The organism is Rouxiella chamberiensis (assembly GCF_026967475.1).
Classification (GTDB): domain Bacteria; phylum Pseudomonadota; class Gammaproteobacteria; order Enterobacterales; family Enterobacteriaceae; genus Rouxiella; species Rouxiella chamberiensis.
In genome coordinates this window covers 26,323-41,164 of sequence record NZ_CP114058.1, presented here as the reverse complement: position 1 = coordinate 41,164, position 14,842 = coordinate 26,323, and the positions used below count along the sequence as shown (strand labels likewise).

At 57.8% G+C, this 14,842-nt stretch carries 12 protein-coding genes and 4 pseudogenes; 4 read left to right on the top strand and 12 right to left on the bottom strand.

Annotated features, from left to right (window positions below; all coding sequences use genetic code 11):
• Positions 1-120 precede the first annotated feature (120 nt).
• Positions 121-591 (bottom strand): YehS family protein, encoded by a 471-nt coding sequence (locus O1V66_RS00215; RefSeq protein WP_045049374.1) that lies wholly within the window; start codon positions 589-591, stop codon positions 121-123.
• 185 nt (positions 592-776) lie between these two features.
• Positions 777-1,975 (bottom strand): annotated as a pseudogene (gene mtnK / locus O1V66_RS00210) (S-methyl-5-thioribose kinase).
• Positions 1,976-2,177: 202 nt separating this feature from the next.
• Between mtnK and mtnA the strand changes: the two are divergent.
• A pseudogene (mtnA, locus tag O1V66_RS00205) lies at positions 2,178-3,187 on the top strand (S-methyl-5-thioribose-1-phosphate isomerase).
• Between the two features lie 25 nt (positions 3,188-3,212).
• Here mtnA and O1V66_RS00200 read toward each other — a convergent pair.
• The 3 genes and pseudogenes from O1V66_RS00200 to O1V66_RS00190 form a co-directional block, all read right to left on the bottom strand.
• Positions 3,213-3,758: pseudogene (locus tag O1V66_RS00200) on the bottom strand (1,2-dihydroxy-3-keto-5-methylthiopentene dioxygenase).
• Between the two features lie 22 nt (positions 3,759-3,780).
• Complete coding sequence (mtnC, locus tag O1V66_RS00195) at positions 3,781-4,458, bottom strand: acireductone synthase (protein ID WP_045049378.1); 678 nt, start codon at positions 4,456-4,458, stop codon at positions 3,781-3,783.
• Positions 4,455-5,069, bottom strand: a complete 615-nt coding sequence (locus tag O1V66_RS00190; RefSeq protein ID WP_045049379.1) for a methylthioribulose 1-phosphate dehydratase — start codon at positions 5,067-5,069, stop codon at positions 4,455-4,457. Before O1V66_RS00190 ends, mtnC begins: the two co-directional genes overlap by 4 nt.
• A gap of 240 nt (positions 5,070-5,309) precedes the next feature.
• On the opposite strand from O1V66_RS00190, the gene O1V66_RS00185 reads away from it, so the two are divergent.
• The 3 genes from O1V66_RS00185 to O1V66_RS00175 all read left to right on the top strand — a co-directional run bounded on the left by O1V66_RS00185 (position 5,310) and on the right by O1V66_RS00175 (position 8,705).
• The gene (locus O1V66_RS00185; protein WP_045049380.1) at positions 5,310-6,488 is read left to right on the top strand and encodes a pyridoxal phosphate-dependent aminotransferase; all 1,179 of its coding nucleotides are present in this window, start codon (positions 5,310-5,312) and stop codon (positions 6,486-6,488) included.
• Positions 6,476-7,249, top strand: coding sequence for an amidohydrolase (locus O1V66_RS00180; protein WP_045049381.1), 774 nt, complete (start codon positions 6,476-6,478; stop codon positions 7,247-7,249). The genes O1V66_RS00185 and O1V66_RS00180 overlap by 13 nt, the downstream gene beginning before the upstream one ends.
• A 166-nt stretch (positions 7,250-7,415) precedes the next feature.
• Positions 7,416-8,705 carry a glutamine amidotransferase-related protein gene (locus O1V66_RS00175; RefSeq protein WP_045049382.1) on the top strand — a complete coding sequence of 430 codons (1,290 nt, stop codon included), beginning with the start codon at positions 7,416-7,418 and terminating at the stop codon, positions 8,703-8,705.
• Here O1V66_RS00175 and O1V66_RS00170 read toward each other — a convergent pair.
• The 7 genes and pseudogenes from O1V66_RS00170 to O1V66_RS00140 form a co-directional block, all read right to left on the bottom strand.
• Entirely contained in the window at positions 8,662-10,005 is a 1,344-nt protein-coding gene (locus O1V66_RS00170; protein WP_045049383.1) for a nucleobase:cation symporter-2 family protein, read from the bottom strand. The two genes, O1V66_RS00175 and O1V66_RS00170, sit on opposite strands and share 44 nt — an antisense overlap.
• Before the next feature lie 54 nt (positions 10,006-10,059).
• Entirely contained in the window at positions 10,060-10,395 is a 336-nt protein-coding gene (gene uraH / locus O1V66_RS00165) for a hydroxyisourate hydrolase (protein ID WP_045049384.1), read from the bottom strand.
• On the bottom strand, positions 10,395-10,889 hold the full coding sequence (gene uraD / locus O1V66_RS00160; protein ID WP_045049385.1) for a 2-oxo-4-hydroxy-4-carboxy-5-ureidoimidazoline decarboxylase: 495 nt from the start codon (positions 10,887-10,889) through the stop codon (positions 10,395-10,397). The genes uraH and uraD overlap by 1 nt, the downstream gene beginning before the upstream one ends.
• Positions 10,890-10,905: 16 nt before the next feature.
• Entirely contained in the window at positions 10,906-12,165 is a 1,260-nt protein-coding gene (gene hpxK, locus O1V66_RS00155) for an allantoate amidohydrolase (protein ID WP_152623666.1), read from the bottom strand.
• Between the two features lie 2 nt (positions 12,166-12,167).
• On the bottom strand, positions 12,168-13,421 hold the full coding sequence (locus O1V66_RS00150; protein ID WP_045049387.1) for a pyridoxal-phosphate-dependent aminotransferase family protein: 1,254 nt from the start codon (positions 13,419-13,421) through the stop codon (positions 12,168-12,170).
• A 17-nt stretch (positions 13,422-13,438) separates the two neighbouring features.
• Positions 13,439-14,190, bottom strand: a pseudogene (locus tag O1V66_RS00145) (amino acid ABC transporter ATP-binding protein).
• Positions 14,190-14,840, bottom strand: coding sequence for an amino acid ABC transporter permease (locus O1V66_RS00140; RefSeq protein WP_152623667.1), 651 nt, complete (start codon positions 14,838-14,840; stop codon positions 14,190-14,192). The pseudogene O1V66_RS00145 and the gene O1V66_RS00140 overlap by 1 nt, the downstream one beginning before the upstream one ends.
• Positions 14,841-14,842 lie beyond the last annotated feature (2 nt).

Below are 14,842 nucleotides of genomic sequence, written 5' to 3'. Positions count from 1 at the left end.
CTGCGAGGGGCACCTTTCAGATAGACATAAAAAAACCGCCTAATCGGCGGTTTTTTTGACGTCATTCAGGGCGTCGAGTGACTTTTATCAGATAAAAATCACGAAAAACTCAGAGAAAAATCAGCCTTTTTTCGGACGCACGCGCATCGTCAGCCCTTTCAGGAAGTAGCGAAGCACCTGATCGCCGCACGGACGATAGTTCTTGTGGCCTTCCTTGCGGAAAAACGCGCTCAGCTCACCTTCTGAAACCTTGAAGTCAGCCGCAGCTAGTACGCTTTGCAGGTCTTCGGTTTTCAACTCAAAGGCGACGCGGAGTTTTTTCAGCATCACGTTATTGGTGACACGCTTTTCAACTTCCGGCGCAGGGAAGCGATCGTCTTTACCGCGCTTGAAGAAAATCAGACCATTCAGGAAGTTCGCCATCACTTCGTCAGGGCAAACCAGGTAGTCCGCTTCGTCTTCTTTTTTCAGATAACGCGACATCACCGGTGGACTGATAATCGTGCCGGTTGACGCCAAAATCTCAATCAGCCTGCCTTCGCTCAAGTCGAGCATGTAGCGTACGCTGCGCAAGACGTCGTTATTCATCATAATTCTGTATTCCCGTGTGGGTGGTAGGTAACCGAGGCGCGTGACGGGCAAGCCCGCCAGCACCTTATCGCCGGGCATTATACAAGTCTCGGGCGCGAGCGCCCCTTCTTTCTTGAGGGGAATTTGACATGTCGCGCATTCCCGCGAAAAGGAATGCGCGTTTTAAGGCAAAAGAGGGAGAAAAATCAGCCGTTTTGACGGATACGGGCAATCAGGGCATCGATATCGTCAATCTGCGGTGCGGTAATGATCAACCACTGGCCGAGACTCACGGCATGACGCTGGCAATCATGGCGCATCTCTTTGTCGGCGATGTTTTTCAGGTCGGCGACATGCGAGAAGCCAATGGTTCGGCGGATAAGTTCCGAACCGCAATAACCGACGGCATCGTGCCAGACCTGTTTCAAGAAATATTCGGCATAACCCGGCACCTTGAAGGCCACGTCCTGCGTCTTGTCGCGCGCCAGTTGAAGAAAACGCTCGGAGAAGCTCAGCCAGAGGTCGCGTATATCCTGCAGGCGCTGTTCGCGACCATCGGCGGCTTCACGGGTGGCAACCAGCCCCGGCAAGGCGCAGTAGTTGATAAGCAGGTTGCCCATGGCGGAACCCGGATCAAAACCGATGGGTCCGTAAAAGCCAAATTCGGCATCGATGACTTTCAGACTGCCTTCGGCGACAAAAATGGACCCGCTATGCACATCGCCGTGCAGCAGCGCCTCGGCATTGCAGAGAAAACGCTGCTTGAGCGCAGCCACCGCCAGACGCAGCGGAATATCGGCCCTCACCTCGTCCACGACAGGTTGCAGCTCGGGATCAAATCGGTTGCGCTCATGCTCGATATACGGATCGGTAAAGAACAGATCTTCGGTGATCAGACAGAGTTCAGGGTTGATGAAGCGGCTGACTTCTGATTTTTTCTCTGAGCATCCTGATAAAAGTCTGAAGTATGGAACAGGCTCTGGGCCAGATATTCGCCGAGCTGACTGGCGGCCAGGGGGTAATGTTTGCCTTTGACCAGTTCGCCGCGCCAGATCACATGATCAGAGAGATCTTCTTGCACCATCACCGCGAGTTCAGGGTCATGATGAATGACTTTCACCGTATGTTGCGGGCAATATTCGCCGTGCACAATCAGGGTTTCGGCTTCGATTCGAGAGCGGTCAATCGTCAAGGGCCAGGATTCGCCCACGCAGCGCACATAAGGCAGCGCCTGCTTGACAATGACGCGGCTGACACCGGCGGTATCGCGAATTTTAAACACCAGATTCAGGTTGCCGTCGCCAATTTCTTCGGCGCTGACCAGCGATTGCGGGTCTTTCAGGCCGCCAAACCGGCGAGCGTATTCCACGGCATCTGCGGCACTAAATGTGTAATAACGTGACATTCAAACCTCTCGTAATCTTTTCTGTGCGACCTGACTTGCAAGGCAACCCGTGGTATTTATCAAGCCTGATAGGGGCAATCTCATTCAGAAAGCCCGCTGTCAGGTAAATAGCCATAAAAGCATTTAGACGTCTATACATCCGAAACTTATGTTGGCAGAATAAGCAGTCAGATGCAACCGCGCAACAGGGATTTAACTCATCATGCAGACACTCACGACGACCAGTTTACGTATCCGTAAAAGCCAGCTGTGGATCCTGGATCAGCAGGCCTTGCCGCAACGCACCGATTGGCATTTATGCCGCAGCGTAGAAGACCTTGTCGGTCATATTCACGCCCTGCGGGTACGCGGTGCGCCGCTGATTGGACTGTCTGCGAGCCTGTTGCTGGCGCAGCTTGCCGAAGCCGGAATGCCGGTGCCGGAACTGCATCAGGCACTCGACACGCTGCGCGAATCGCGCCCGACCGCCGTTAACCTGATGAATAATCTGGACCGCATGAAAATCGCGCTTGAAGAGCGGTTCCATATTCCGGCGATGGTGCAGGAGGCCGAGCGTCTGGTCGGCGAGGACCGCGAGTTGTGCGACCGTATTGCACGCCACGGTGCAGAGCTTGTGACACCGGGCAGCCGACTGCTGACGCACTGCAACACCGGCGGACTGGCCACGGCGGGAGTCGGCACGGCATTGGGGGTGATTCATCATGCGCACCAGCAGGGCAATGTCTCGCAGGTGTGGGTAGATGAAACACGCCCGCTTTTACAAGGGGGCGGCTCACCGCGTGGGAGTTGGGGCAGATGAATATTCCGTATCGGCTGATTGCCGATTCGATGGCGGCGAGCCTGATGGCGAAGAAACAGATTGATGCCGTGTGGGTCGGCGCTGACCGCATTGCCGCCAACGGCGACGTCGCGAACAAGATAGGCACTTACAGTCTGGCGGTTCTGGCGAAATATCACGGCATCCCGTTTTATGTCGCGGCGCCGCACACCACGCTTGATCCCCACTGCCCGAACGGCGACGCCATTCCTATTGAACAGCGCGCGGCAAAAGAGATAACCGGCGTGTCCGGCAGCTTCGGAGAGGTGCAATGGGCACCTCAAGATGCCCAGGTTTACAACCCAGCGTTTGATGTCACGCCTGCCGCGTTAATTACCGCGTGGGTTCTGGATTCCGGCAGTTTTACAACCCCTGCCGGAGCCTTTGGGTTATAGATTCCAACGCTGGAACCCGCAGGGATTACTCCCCAAGTCGCGGATACGCATCGGCGATGCCGTCGCCGGTAAAATGCGCAACCCAGCCTTCCTGATTGTCGAACAGGCGAATGGCGGTGAATGACGGCGAGCCGCCCATGTCGAACCAGTGTTTGGTATTCGCCGGGACAGAAATCAGGTCGTTCTTTTCGCACAGAATCTGGAAAATCTTGCCGTCGAGGTGCAGGCAAAACAGCCCTGCGCCATCGACGAAGAAACGCACTTCGTCTTCACCGTGAGTGTGTTCCGAGAGAAACTTGGTGCGCAGAAACGTCGCGCTGCTCATGGTCGGGACGCATGCTGATGACATCCCAGCTCTGATAGCCCTTTTCGGCCACCAGCTTGTTGATTTCGTGCTGGTAGGCCGCGATAACCTGCTCGGGCTGCGGATTGCTGCCCAGTTCGCGGTCGGCCTGCCAGCGCTCGAAGCGTACGTCGATTTTTTTAATTCGGTGGCGATGTCATTTCCGTCGCGGCTTTCCCAGATAGGTGCCGAAGGATCGCTGTCGCTGAATATCGTCAATGCACTCATTGCTAACTCCTGGTCAGTAGGATCAGACAATCACGACCTGATCAAAACGGTTAACCTGCTTGTGATCGCTCTCTTCGTCAGGCTCGTCGCGGATAAGCTGGCAGGTCAGCCAACCGGCTTCGCGCGCAGCGTCAAGCTCCTGACGGACGTCGGATAAAAACAGAATATCGGAGGCCGGCAGCACCAGCTGTCTGGCAATATTCAAATACGACGTCACTTCGCGCTTGGCACCGACGCGCGTATCGAAATATTCGGTGAACAGCGGCTGAAGGTCGCCTTCTTCGCTATAACCAAACAATAACTTCTGTGAATCCACCGAGCCGGATGAATACACATAAAGCTTGATACCCTGCTGTTGCCACTGCACCAGTTGCGGCGTGACATCGGGATACAGGTGACCACGGAAGTCGCCTTCCATATAACCCGTGCGCCAGATAATGCCCTGCAACGTTTTCAGTGCGGGAGATTTTTCGTCTTTATCCATATAAACGTACAGCTGGTCGACCAAATCAACGATGGCGGCCTGCGGCTCGTTGATCTCTTCGCGCAGCGCATCCAGCGCCTGTAAAACCTCAAGATCCTGGGCGTGCTGGGTAATAAAATCAGCGAGTCGCGCGCGGGCATAAGGGAAAAGTACCTGATGCACAAAGCGGATGTCGGTGGTAGTCCCTTCAATATCGGTCACGATGGCTCGAATCATTTGCCCTCCAACAGGCGAAGTTGCAATTCACACTGAAACAAAAACTCCAGTCCTTCCAGATGACGGCGCGCCTCGGCAACATTTTTGCCCCAGCAGGTCAGGCCGTGTCCGCGGATCAGGAATCCATATTGTAGCGGATGTGATTGCGCCCATTCGGCAATCTCTGCTGCCAGAGAGGGAATATTCTGACTATTGTCGAAAATTGGGATTATTACCTGCTCCAGATGGCTGGTTTGCCCGGCCAGCGACTTCTGCATTTCATAGCCCTGCAACACCAGACCCTCACTGCGCTCGACGCGGGAAAGCACCGTCGCGTTCACCGAATGGGTGTGCAGTATCGCGCCAGTTTCGGGAAGCAGCCCGTAAATCAGCGTATGCAGGCCGGTTTCGGCAGAAGGTGTGCGGCCACTCGGCACGCGGTTGGTGGCAATTTCCACCTGTAAAAAGTGGTCGGCTGTGAGCTGCCCCTTGTCTTTACCGGATTCGGTAATCAGGCAGAATTCGCCGTTCTGGCGCACCGACATATTCCCGCCGGTGGCTGGACACCAGCCCTTCTCGCCGATCCAGTGGCAGGCGGCCAGCAAGGCCTCGAGAGGAGTATTTTCGATCATGATGATTCCTGATAGCCCTATATTAAAGGAAGTATATCGCCCTCAAGATAGCCGATTATCGTCATTGGCTATGAGCTAGACCAAAAAGCTATTTAGCCGTTTAAACATCTATGCGTCTTGATTGCCAAATATTATCATCGTGCGGTAGTATCAACAAATCGCTATCGACCCTTTGGTCTCGGTAAAGCATTTTCCCGGGCCACTTTTATCGCGCAACAGGCGACGGGAGCAAGAACCGCCATGACATTACCTTCCACACCTTCCACCGCAGCCCTTGTTCCTTCGAGCAAACTGCCTGCGCTGGGCACCAACATCTTTTCGCAAATGAGTGCGCTGGCGCAAAAGCACAATGCCATCAATCTGTCTCAGGGGTTTCCGGATTTCGACGGCCCCGAGTATCTGCGCCAGCAACTCGGCGTTCATGTGGCGGCGGGCGCCAACCAGTATGCGCCGATGACCGGTACGCCTGCGCTGCGCAATGCCATCGCCGATAAAACCGAGCTGGGTTATGGCTACCGTCCCGATGCCGAAACCGACATCACCATTACTTCCGGCGCGACCGAAGCGCTGTACATTGCGATAACCGCCCTGGTTTCTCCGGGCGATGAAGTCATCAGTTTCGACCCGAGCTACGACTGCTACGCTCCGGCGGTACAGCTGGCGGGCGGTGTCAGCAAGCGTATCCAGCTTCTGCCGCCGCAGTTCAAGGTCGACTGGGCGCAATTTGCCGATCAGATTACCGATCGCACCAAAGTGGTCATTATCAATACCCCGCACAATCCGACGGCGACAGCCTGGACCCATGAAGACGTGGATCGCCTGTGGCAAATCATCGCCGATCGCAATATTTTCGTGATAAGCGACGAAGTCTATGAACACATCTGCTTTGCGAAGCAGGGTCATGCCAGCGTGCTGCGCCATCCCGAACTGCGCCAGCGGGCGATCACCGTTTCTTCGTTTGGCAAGACCTTCCACATGACCGGCTGGCGCGTAGGTTACTGCGTGGCACCTGCGGCAATCAGCCTCGAACTGCGCAAGATTCACCAGTTTCTGACCTTTGCCATCACCACGCCGGTGCAGCTTGCGCTCGCCGACATGCTGCGCGAACAGCCTGAACACTGGCAGGAATTGCCGGAATTCTATCAGGCCAAGCGCGACCGGCTGGCGCAAGGTCTGGCAAAAAGCCGCCTTAAGGTGCTGCCGAGCGAAGGCACCTATTTCCTGCTGGTCGACTACAGCGCCGTCTCTGATCTGGACGATGTGGCCTTCTGTCAGTGGCTGGTCGAACACGTCGGCGTGGCGGCTATTCCGCTGTCGGTATTCTGTGCCGATCCTTTCCCGCATAAACTCATCCGCCTGTGCTTCGCCAAGAAAGAAGCCACGCTGGATGCGGCTGCGGAGCGCCTGTGTCAACTCTAAAAATCTCGGTATTACAGCAACCGCTGGTCTGGCTGGATGGCGAAGCCAATCTGAGCCATTTCGATGCGCTGCTGGGAAAACTGGTCGATCGCGACCTTATCGTGCTGCCCGAAATGTTTACCACCGGCTTTGCCATGCAGGCTCCAGGCCGCGCCCTGCCGGAATCCCGGGTAATCGAGTGGTTGCAGCAGTGGGCGGGCACACTGAACGCCATGATAGGCGGCAGCGTGGCACTGACCACCTCGAAGGGGGCGGTCAACCGTTTCCTGCTGGTCGAACCGCTCGGCAATGTGCACCGCTACGACAAGCGTCATCTGTTTCGCATGGCCGGCGAGCATAACTATTATGTTGCCGGTACTCATCGCGAGGTGGTGGAGTGGCGCGGCTGGCGCATTCTTCCGCAGGTATGCTATGACCTGCGTTTTCCGGTGTGGTCGCGCAACAGTCAGGATTACGACCTTGCACTGTATGTCGCCAACTGGCCTGCGCGCCGCACGCATCACTGGCAGACATTGCTGACCGCACGCGCCATCGAGAATCAGGCCTACGTGGCGGGCTGCAACCGCATTGGCGACGACGACAACGGCCATCACTACAGCGGTGACAGCCTCATCATCAATCCGCTGGGCGAAGAGTTGGCGCGTGCCGAACCGGGCGCGGCGATGATAATCGAGGCCGAGCTGTCGCTCGAGGCGTTGCAGGAATATCGCGAAGCCTTTCCCGCCTGGCGCGATGCCGACAGCTTTCAGCGCCATGAGTAACCACGCAGCCTAGCCTTTGAGGTTGCGGGCGCAGCGGAGTGACACCTTCCCTGCGCCCGCCCATACCGATTATGCCTGTTAATTGTAAAGCTTCCCTTCTCTTTGCCAGCTGGTGTAATTCTTGCATCCAATTCCCCCTGCCAAATCATCTGACAGAGGGTAACTGATGACAATCACCTTTATTGCACACTCCACACCTGAACCTGCCTTTTACGGTGCGCTGGCGGCGATATTTGCTGAGTTACGGGCGTTGCCGCTGTGTCACCTGCCGGTCAGTTTCGACAGCAAACGCTTTATCAATGCTCGTCAATACGTGTGTGCCGAAGGCGAGCAAGTGACGAGTGGGCTGCTGTGGCTGGAACGTTTGACCGGTCACGGCGCGAAAGGCGAATTCGATATGGAATCGCTGTTAAATCGGGCAGTTAAAGAGGACATCGTCGTGCCTCTCAACCAGCCGCTTTCTTCAGAGTGCTATCAAGATCTGATCCGCGGGATCGTCGAAAAAGGGATCCTTATCGAATCCCTGCGCGTAGTCAGGGAGAGCAATCTTTATCAGCTGGAAGACTGCGAAAGCGGCAAAACGCGCTGCCAGAGCTGGACCCGGGACAGCTTCGGCCGCTGGGTGTCCGGGGCCATGAATCAACCGGTTATGCGCGCCGGAAAGAACCTGCGTCTGGCGCTGCCGGGCGAAGCCAGCGAGCACCGCGACAGCTATCCGGCCACGCTGGCTGCACTGGGAGACGCCGCCGATGCACTGGCAATGAACATTGAGGTGATTTATCTCTCGCCTGCGCTTGTCGGCAGTCAACTCGAAAGCACCCTGTTCGACATTGACGGCATTCTCCTGCCGGGCCTCGGCGTTCAGGGTGCCGAAAGCGCTCATGCCCACACCGCCAGTCAACTCGCGGTCGCGAAATGGGCATTGGAAAATCAGACGCCGATTCTGGGTCTCAACGGCGGCATGCATATGATGGTGGCGGCGCTTGGCCAGCATATTCTCGGCGACGACGCCATCGCCACGCCGGGTCCTTCGACGCTGAATGCGCTTCAGTCCAGCCTGCCGCTCGAGCCTGAGCCGCTGCGTCAGGGCAATCACAAAGTGATATTCCAGGCCGGCAGCAAAATGGCGAAGATGATGGGACGCGAGGCGAAAATGCGCTACAACCAGCGCAGAAGATTGAGCCCGCAACTGCTGGACCAGCTCGCAGGCGCAGGCTTGCAGATAAGCGGGACCGATGAAACGGGGCTGTCGGCGGAATCCGTCGAGCTGCGTACGCATCCGTTTTTCATCGGCGTGCAGGCCAATCCTGAATTGCAGTCGCGCCGCGAACGCCCACACCCTCTGCTGATGGCGCTGCTGCAACAGGTGCGCCAGAGCAACAGAGAGCGGGACGTCAGCCACGACGCGCTGACTAAGAGTGTGCGGTTAAGGCATCCGCATTTCTTAATGGGTTGAACAAGGCGTTCAATGTGAGTGCTGCCAGGCAGGCGGCGCTTATGCCTGAATGCAGCAGCGTTTGCACCCAGCCCGGGAATTGATCATAGAAGCTTGGCATCACGATAGGGATCATCCCGAAGGCGATTGAGGTCGCCACCACCACCAGATTCATGTTGTCTTTGTAATCCACCTTCGACAGCGTGCGAATGCCGCTGGCCGCCACCGATCCAAACAGCACGACGCCCGCCCCGCCCAGCACCGGCGCGGGAATAGAGGCGACAATCGTACCCAGACCGGGCAGCAGACCCAGCGCCACCAGAATCACTCCTCCCGCCGCCACCACAAAACGGCTTTTCACGCCGGTCAGCGCCACCAGCCCGATGTTCTGCGCAAACGAACTCTGCGGGAAGGAGTTGAACACCGGCGACAGCGCACTGCTCAGCATATCGGCGCGCAGACCTTTGGCGATGCGTTTTGAATCTACCGGCGAGCCGACGATTTCCCCAATCGCCATCAATCCGGCTGTGGTTTCGGTGAGTAAAACCAGCACAATCAACAGCATCGACAGAATCGCAGCCAGATTGAAGGTCGGCAATCCAAAGGCAAACGGCGACGGAATAGCCAGCATCGGGCCATGACCCAGCGTTGAAAAGTGTGTTTTGCCGAGAAAGATGGCCGCCACGGTCGCAAGCACCATCGCCAGCAGCACGGAGATTCGACCGATGGCCTTGTTGCCAAACCGGTTGAGCAACAGAATAATCGCAAGCGTAAACGCCGCCAGACCGATATTGCCCGTCGAGCCCCAGTCTTGCGCGTGGGCATTGCCGCCCATCGCCCAGCGCACCGCGACCGGCATCAGCGACAGGCCGATGACTGTCACCACCGTGCCCGTTACAACCGGCGGAAAGAAGCGAATAATCTGCGCAAAATAAGGCGCAATCAGCAACCCAATCAATGAAGAGACCATGACGGCACCAAACACTTCCGGCAGACCGCCACCGCCGGTCACCAGGGTCACCATCGTGGCAACACCGGCGAATGAGACGCCCTGCACCAGCGGCAGGCGTGCGCCAAAGCCCGGTACACCCAGCGTTTGCAGCAGCGTTGCCAATCCGCTGACAAACAGCGCGGCGGTGATGAGCATACCAATCTGTGCCGCGCCCAACCCGGCAGCACTGCCGATAATCAGCGGCGGCGCGATAATCCCGCCGTACATGGTCAGAATATGCTGCAAGCCGTAGGCAAAAGTTTTTCCCAGCGGCAAACGACTGTCTTCAGGGGCTGGCGAAGCGGCCGTCGGTGTGGTGACGTCATTCATTTGAGCAACTCCCGGCGGTGGATTACCGCGATAAGGTCAATGAGCGCAATAAGTTCAGCTACCGCGATAGGTTGAGTAGGAATAAGGGCCAAGCAGTATCGGCAAGTGGTAATGCGGTTGATCGGCCGCAATATTGACGTCGACGATCGCGAGGTTATAGAGCGTTTCCCGCGCCGTGGTGGCGAAGTAGTTGCCGACATCGGCATACAGCCGGTAGTTGCCGGCCGACACGCCGTCTGGCGTCAGCGAGGTCGCGCGACCATCTTCGTCGGTTGCGGATTCACCGATTTTCGTTGCCCGGCCGTCCTCGATTTTTTCCAGCCAGACACGCACCTGTGCAGCAGGTTTACCGAGTGAGGTATCCAGAATGTGGGTAGTGATTTTGGTCATCAGCGTAATAACTCCCTAAAGCGCAGCAGCGTAATCTGCTGAAGTTGTTCGGCGGTTTCGCGCCACTCCTGCGCGTCGCTGTTTTGCAGACGACGATGCAGATGCATCAGGATCTCGTCGGGCGTGCGGCCCTTGGCGCGGATCAGAAAGACGCGGCCGAAACGCTGTTCATACTGCTGATTGCCTTGCAGCAGTGCGTCGGCGGTTTGCTGTGCGCCCAGCCCGAGCGTCGCCTGCTCGGCGCGGGAAAGTGCCGCCTCCCTGCTATCGCCCTGCACGCGTTCACCAATACGCGGGTGCTGCGCCAGGGCACGGCTTACGGCCTCGGGCTGCCAGTTTTCGCTGGCCTGCGTGGCCACGGCGACTGCGGCCTCGGTCGAGGCAAAGGGCCGCGCATGAATTAACGCCTCGACCCATTCGGCGATATTGACGCACGGCGTCAATACTTCGCGCGCCTCGCGCTCGGACAGCGCATTGAACTCTTCGAGTGTCATTTTTATCTCCCTTTACTCATACGGCGTGGCGAAAGCTCAGCACCGTATCGAGATAAGCCTGCGTTGCGTAAGCGACATCGTCGACAGTCACGGATTCGTCGGGATGATGGCTGATGCCGTCCTTGCAGCGAACAAACAGCATGCCGACCGGCCAGCGCTCGGCAATCGCGATGGCGTCATGTCCTGCACCGCTCGGCAGCAGCATTGCCTCGCCCTGCAAGCCTTCCACACTCTGCGCCAGTCTTTGCTGCAACTGCGAGTCGCAGGCGGTGGCCGAAATGCCGTAGAACTGTTCGGCCGAGAAGGTTAATCCACGACGGGCCGCTATCTGCTGCGCCGTGTCCAGCAGGCTTGTCAGCAACTCGGCGAGCGCGCCATCTTCAGGACCGCGAACATCGAGCGTTAATTTCACTTCACCCGGAATGACGTTGACTGCGCCGGGCAGAGTGTCGAGATGTCCTACCGTCGCCACCAGATTGTTTGCGCGCGAGGTGGTGAGGGTTTCAATCGCGACCATCCATTCTGCGGCAGCGGCCAGCGCGTCCTGACGATGCCCCATCGGCACCGTACCGGCATGACCCGCATGGCCGATAAAACCACAGTTGAGGCGGCGCGCGCCGTTGATGGCGGTAACGACGCCAAGCGGAAGATCCGCGGCCTGCAGGCAAGGCCCCTGCTCGATATGCAGCTCGAGATAAGCACAGAAATCCGTGATTTCGCGCTGCGCGTTGATGATGTCGACCGGATTGAGTCCGAGACTCAGCATCGCTTCGGCAACGCTGATGCCCTGTGCATCGGTGCGCTGGAGCCAGTCCTGCGGCCAGGTGCCGGTCAGTCCACGGCTGCCGAGCAGCGTGATGCCAAAACGGGTGCCCTCTTCGTCGGCGAAACCGACAATTTCCACCGCCATCGGCAGACGAATGCCGTGCTCGTGCAGATGGGTGACCACTTCGATAGCCGTCAGCACCCCCAACGGGCCGTCATAGCGCCCGGCGTTGCGCACGCTGTCGAGATGCGAGCCGAGCAGCAGCGCGGGCGCCTGCGGATCCAGTCCTTCATAGCGTCCACAGATATTGCCGACGCTGTCTTGCCAGGTCGTCATACCTGCGGCCGCCATCCATTCGCCCACCACGCGGTTGGCCTGAATGTGCTGCGCGGAGAGATACACCCGCGTCAGCTGACCCGGCGTTTCACTCAGTTCGGCCAGCGTATCGCAGCGCGCCATCACTCTGAGCGCGGCCTGCTCTGCCTCGGTACTCAACGGGAGGGCGGCCATCATTACTGACCTCCTGCCACAGGATTGACGGCGGCATAGTGGTCCCACGCCGCCTGCGAGCCTGCGCCGTATTTCGAGGCAAAGCCCAGACGGTTGAGCACGGCTTCCAGCGCCACCAGCGTTTGCATCACGCAGTCTTTACGCGCGTTGTAACCCATGGTGCCGATACGCCAGATTTTGCCGCTCAGCGGGCCGAAAGAGGTGCCGATTTCGATGCCGAAATCGTTGAGCATTGTGGAGCGAACCTGCTCGCCGTGCACGCCCTGCGGAATCACTACGCCCAGCACGTTATTCATGCGGTGGTTCAGGTCACCAAAGACTTCAAGCCCCATGCCCTGAATACCGGCCAGCAACGCGCCGCCGTGCAGCTTGTGGCGGGCGATGGTGTTATCCAGCCCTTCTTCGAGGATTACGCGTGCGCATTCCCGTGCGCCGAACAGCATGCTGGTGGCCTCGGTATGGTGGTTCAGACGCTCCGGCCCCCAATAATCCATGATCATGCCGAGATCGAAATAGTTGGAGTAGATCATCTCTTCGTCGCCGTCGGCGTGCGCCTCGGTGCGGATCCCCTCTTCGACACACTTGCGGCGGCGGATCTGCTCTTCGAATTTCGGGCTGATGGTCACCGGCGAACTGCCTGACGGGCCGCCGAGACATTTTTGCAGTCCGGCGGAGACGGCATCCAGCCCCCACGCATCGGTTTCCAGCGCATTACCGGCGATAGACGCAGTGGCATCGCTGTAAAACAGCACGCCATATCGACGACAGATCTCGCCCAGTTTATCGAGGGGTTGCAGCATGGTCGTCGAGGTGTCGCCCTGTACGGTCAGCAGCCAGCGCGGTTTCACCGACTTGATGGCGTCTTCGATTTGCTGTGGATCAAACACTTCGCCCCACGGCACTTCGATGGTGTGGACTTCGGCGCGACAGCGGCGGGCAATCTCGCACAAAAGGTGACCGAAGCGGCCAAATACCGGCACCAGCACTTTGTCGCCCGGACGGATCCCGGACAGCAGCACGGCTTCGATACCGGCGCGCGAGGTGCCGTCGACCAGAAACGTCCACGTGTTGTCAGTCTTGTAGATGCCGCGATACAGCGCCATCACTTCATTCATGTAGTGGGTCATCGCCGGATCATACTGACCCAGCAACTGGCTCGACATCGCCCGCAGCACGCGAGGATCGGCATTGATAGGCCCCGGCCCCATCAGCAGACGGTTAGGCGGATTGATTTGACCCAATTTCGAGATGTCCATGATAATTATCCTTTTAATCAAATATTTGCAACGTCGTTCAGACCGCGTACCGAGGCGATGAACTGTTTGAATTCCGGCGTTTGCGGCTGGGCAAACAGCGCGCGGCTTTCGCCCTGCTCCCAGACGGTGCCCTGATGCATAAACACCACGCGGTCACCGACTTCGCGGGCGAAGTTCATTTCATGTGTTACCAGCACCAGCGTCATGCCTTCGGCCGCCAGTTGCTCCAATACTTTCAACACTTCTCCGACCAGCTCGGGGTCGAGCGCGGAGGTAATTTCGTCGCACAGCAGCACCTTCGGGTTCATCGCCAGCGCGCGGGCAATGGCAACGCGCTGCTGCTGTCCGCCGGAAAGATTCGCGGGATAGTAGTCGACCCGGTCCGCCAGCCCGACTTTGGTCAGCATCTGAATCGCCAGTTCACGGCATTCGGCGGCGCTTTTACCCAGTACGCGACGTGGCGCAAGCATGACGTTTTCCAGCGCGGTCATGTGCGGGAAGAGGTTGAAGTTCTGAAACACCATGCCGACCGAGCGGCTGATTTCGCGCGCCTGCTGGTCGCGGCTGGTGATGGTCATGCCGCCGAGTTTGATGCTGCCTTCCTGATAGGCTTCAAGGCCGTTCATGCAGCGCAGCAGAGTGCTTTTACCGGAGCCGCTGCGGCCGATGATGCAGATAACCTCGCCCCCTCGATATCGAGATCCACGCCTTTCAGTACATGGTTCTGACCATAATATTTTTGAACCTGATTAATCGTGATAAGCGGCATTACTTTTTATCTCCAAGCAACGTTCTTTCTAGATAATGGCTGTAAAGGGAGAGTGGATAACACATCAGGAAGTAGCCGCAGGCGACTAATCCAAAGACTTTAAACGGTTCGTAGGTGACGTTGTTGAGCATGGTGCCCGCCTTGGTCAGCTCGACGAAGCCGATAATCGAGGCCAGCGCGGTGCCCTTGATAACCTGAACCAGAAAACCTACCGTCGGCGCGATGGCGATGCGCAGCGCCTGCGGAGCAATCACGCGCCACAGCGTCTGGCCGAAACTGAGTCCGAGACAGCGGCAGGCCTCCCACTGCCCTTTAGGCAGGGCATCGATGCTGCCGGACCAGATATCGACCAGATAGGCGCTGGAATAAAACGTTAGCGCAAAGGCGGCGGCGGTCCACGGGCTTACGTTGATGCCGAACAGGCCGAGGCCGAAAAAGGCCAGAAACAGCTGCATCAGCAGCGGCGTGCCCTGAAAGATTTCAACATAGACGCGCACGATATTGACCAGCCAGCGGCGGCGGGTCAGGCGCATCAACATCAGCGGCAGCGTAATCAGCGTTCCGCCGATAAAGGCCACCAGCGACAGTAAAATTGTCCAGCGGGCGGCCAGCAACAGGTTGCGCAGGATGTCCCAGTCGGTGAAGGTCATCA

Coding starts and splice junctions, on each gene's coding strand:
- O1V66_RS00215 (WP_045049374.1), bottom strand. CDS start 591: ATGATGAATAACGACGTCTTGCGCAGCGTACGCTACATGCTCGACTTG.
- mtnC (WP_045049378.1), bottom strand. CDS start 4,458: ATGATTCGAGCCATCGTGACCGATATTGAAGGGACTACCACCGACATC.
- O1V66_RS00190 (WP_045049379.1), bottom strand. CDS start 5,069: ATGATCGAAAATACTCCTCTCGAGGCCTTGCTGGCCGCCTGCCACTGG.
- O1V66_RS00185 (WP_045049380.1), top strand. CDS start 5,310: ATGACATTACCTTCCACACCTTCCACCGCAGCCCTTGTTCCTTCGAGC.
- O1V66_RS00175 (WP_045049382.1), top strand. CDS start 7,416: ATGACAATCACCTTTATTGCACACTCCACACCTGAACCTGCCTTTTAC.
- O1V66_RS00170 (WP_045049383.1), bottom strand. CDS start 10,005: ATGAATGACGTCACCACACCGACGGCCGCTTCGCCAGCCCCTGAAGAC.
- uraH (WP_045049384.1), bottom strand. CDS start 10,395: ATGACCAAAATCACTACCCACATTCTGGATACCTCACTCGGTAAACCT.
- uraD (WP_045049385.1), bottom strand. CDS start 10,889: ATGACACTCGAAGAGTTCAATGCGCTGTCCGAGCGCGAGGCGCGCGAA.
- hpxK (WP_152623666.1), bottom strand. CDS start 12,165: ATGGCCGCCCTCCCGTTGAGTACCGAGGCAGAGCAGGCCGCGCTCAGA.
- O1V66_RS00150 (WP_045049387.1), bottom strand. CDS start 13,421: ATGGACATCTCGAAATTGGGTCAAATCAATCCGCCTAACCGTCTGCTG.
- O1V66_RS00140 (WP_152623667.1), bottom strand. CDS start 14,840: ATGACCTTCACCGACTGGGACATCCTGCGCAACCTGTTGCTGGCCGCC.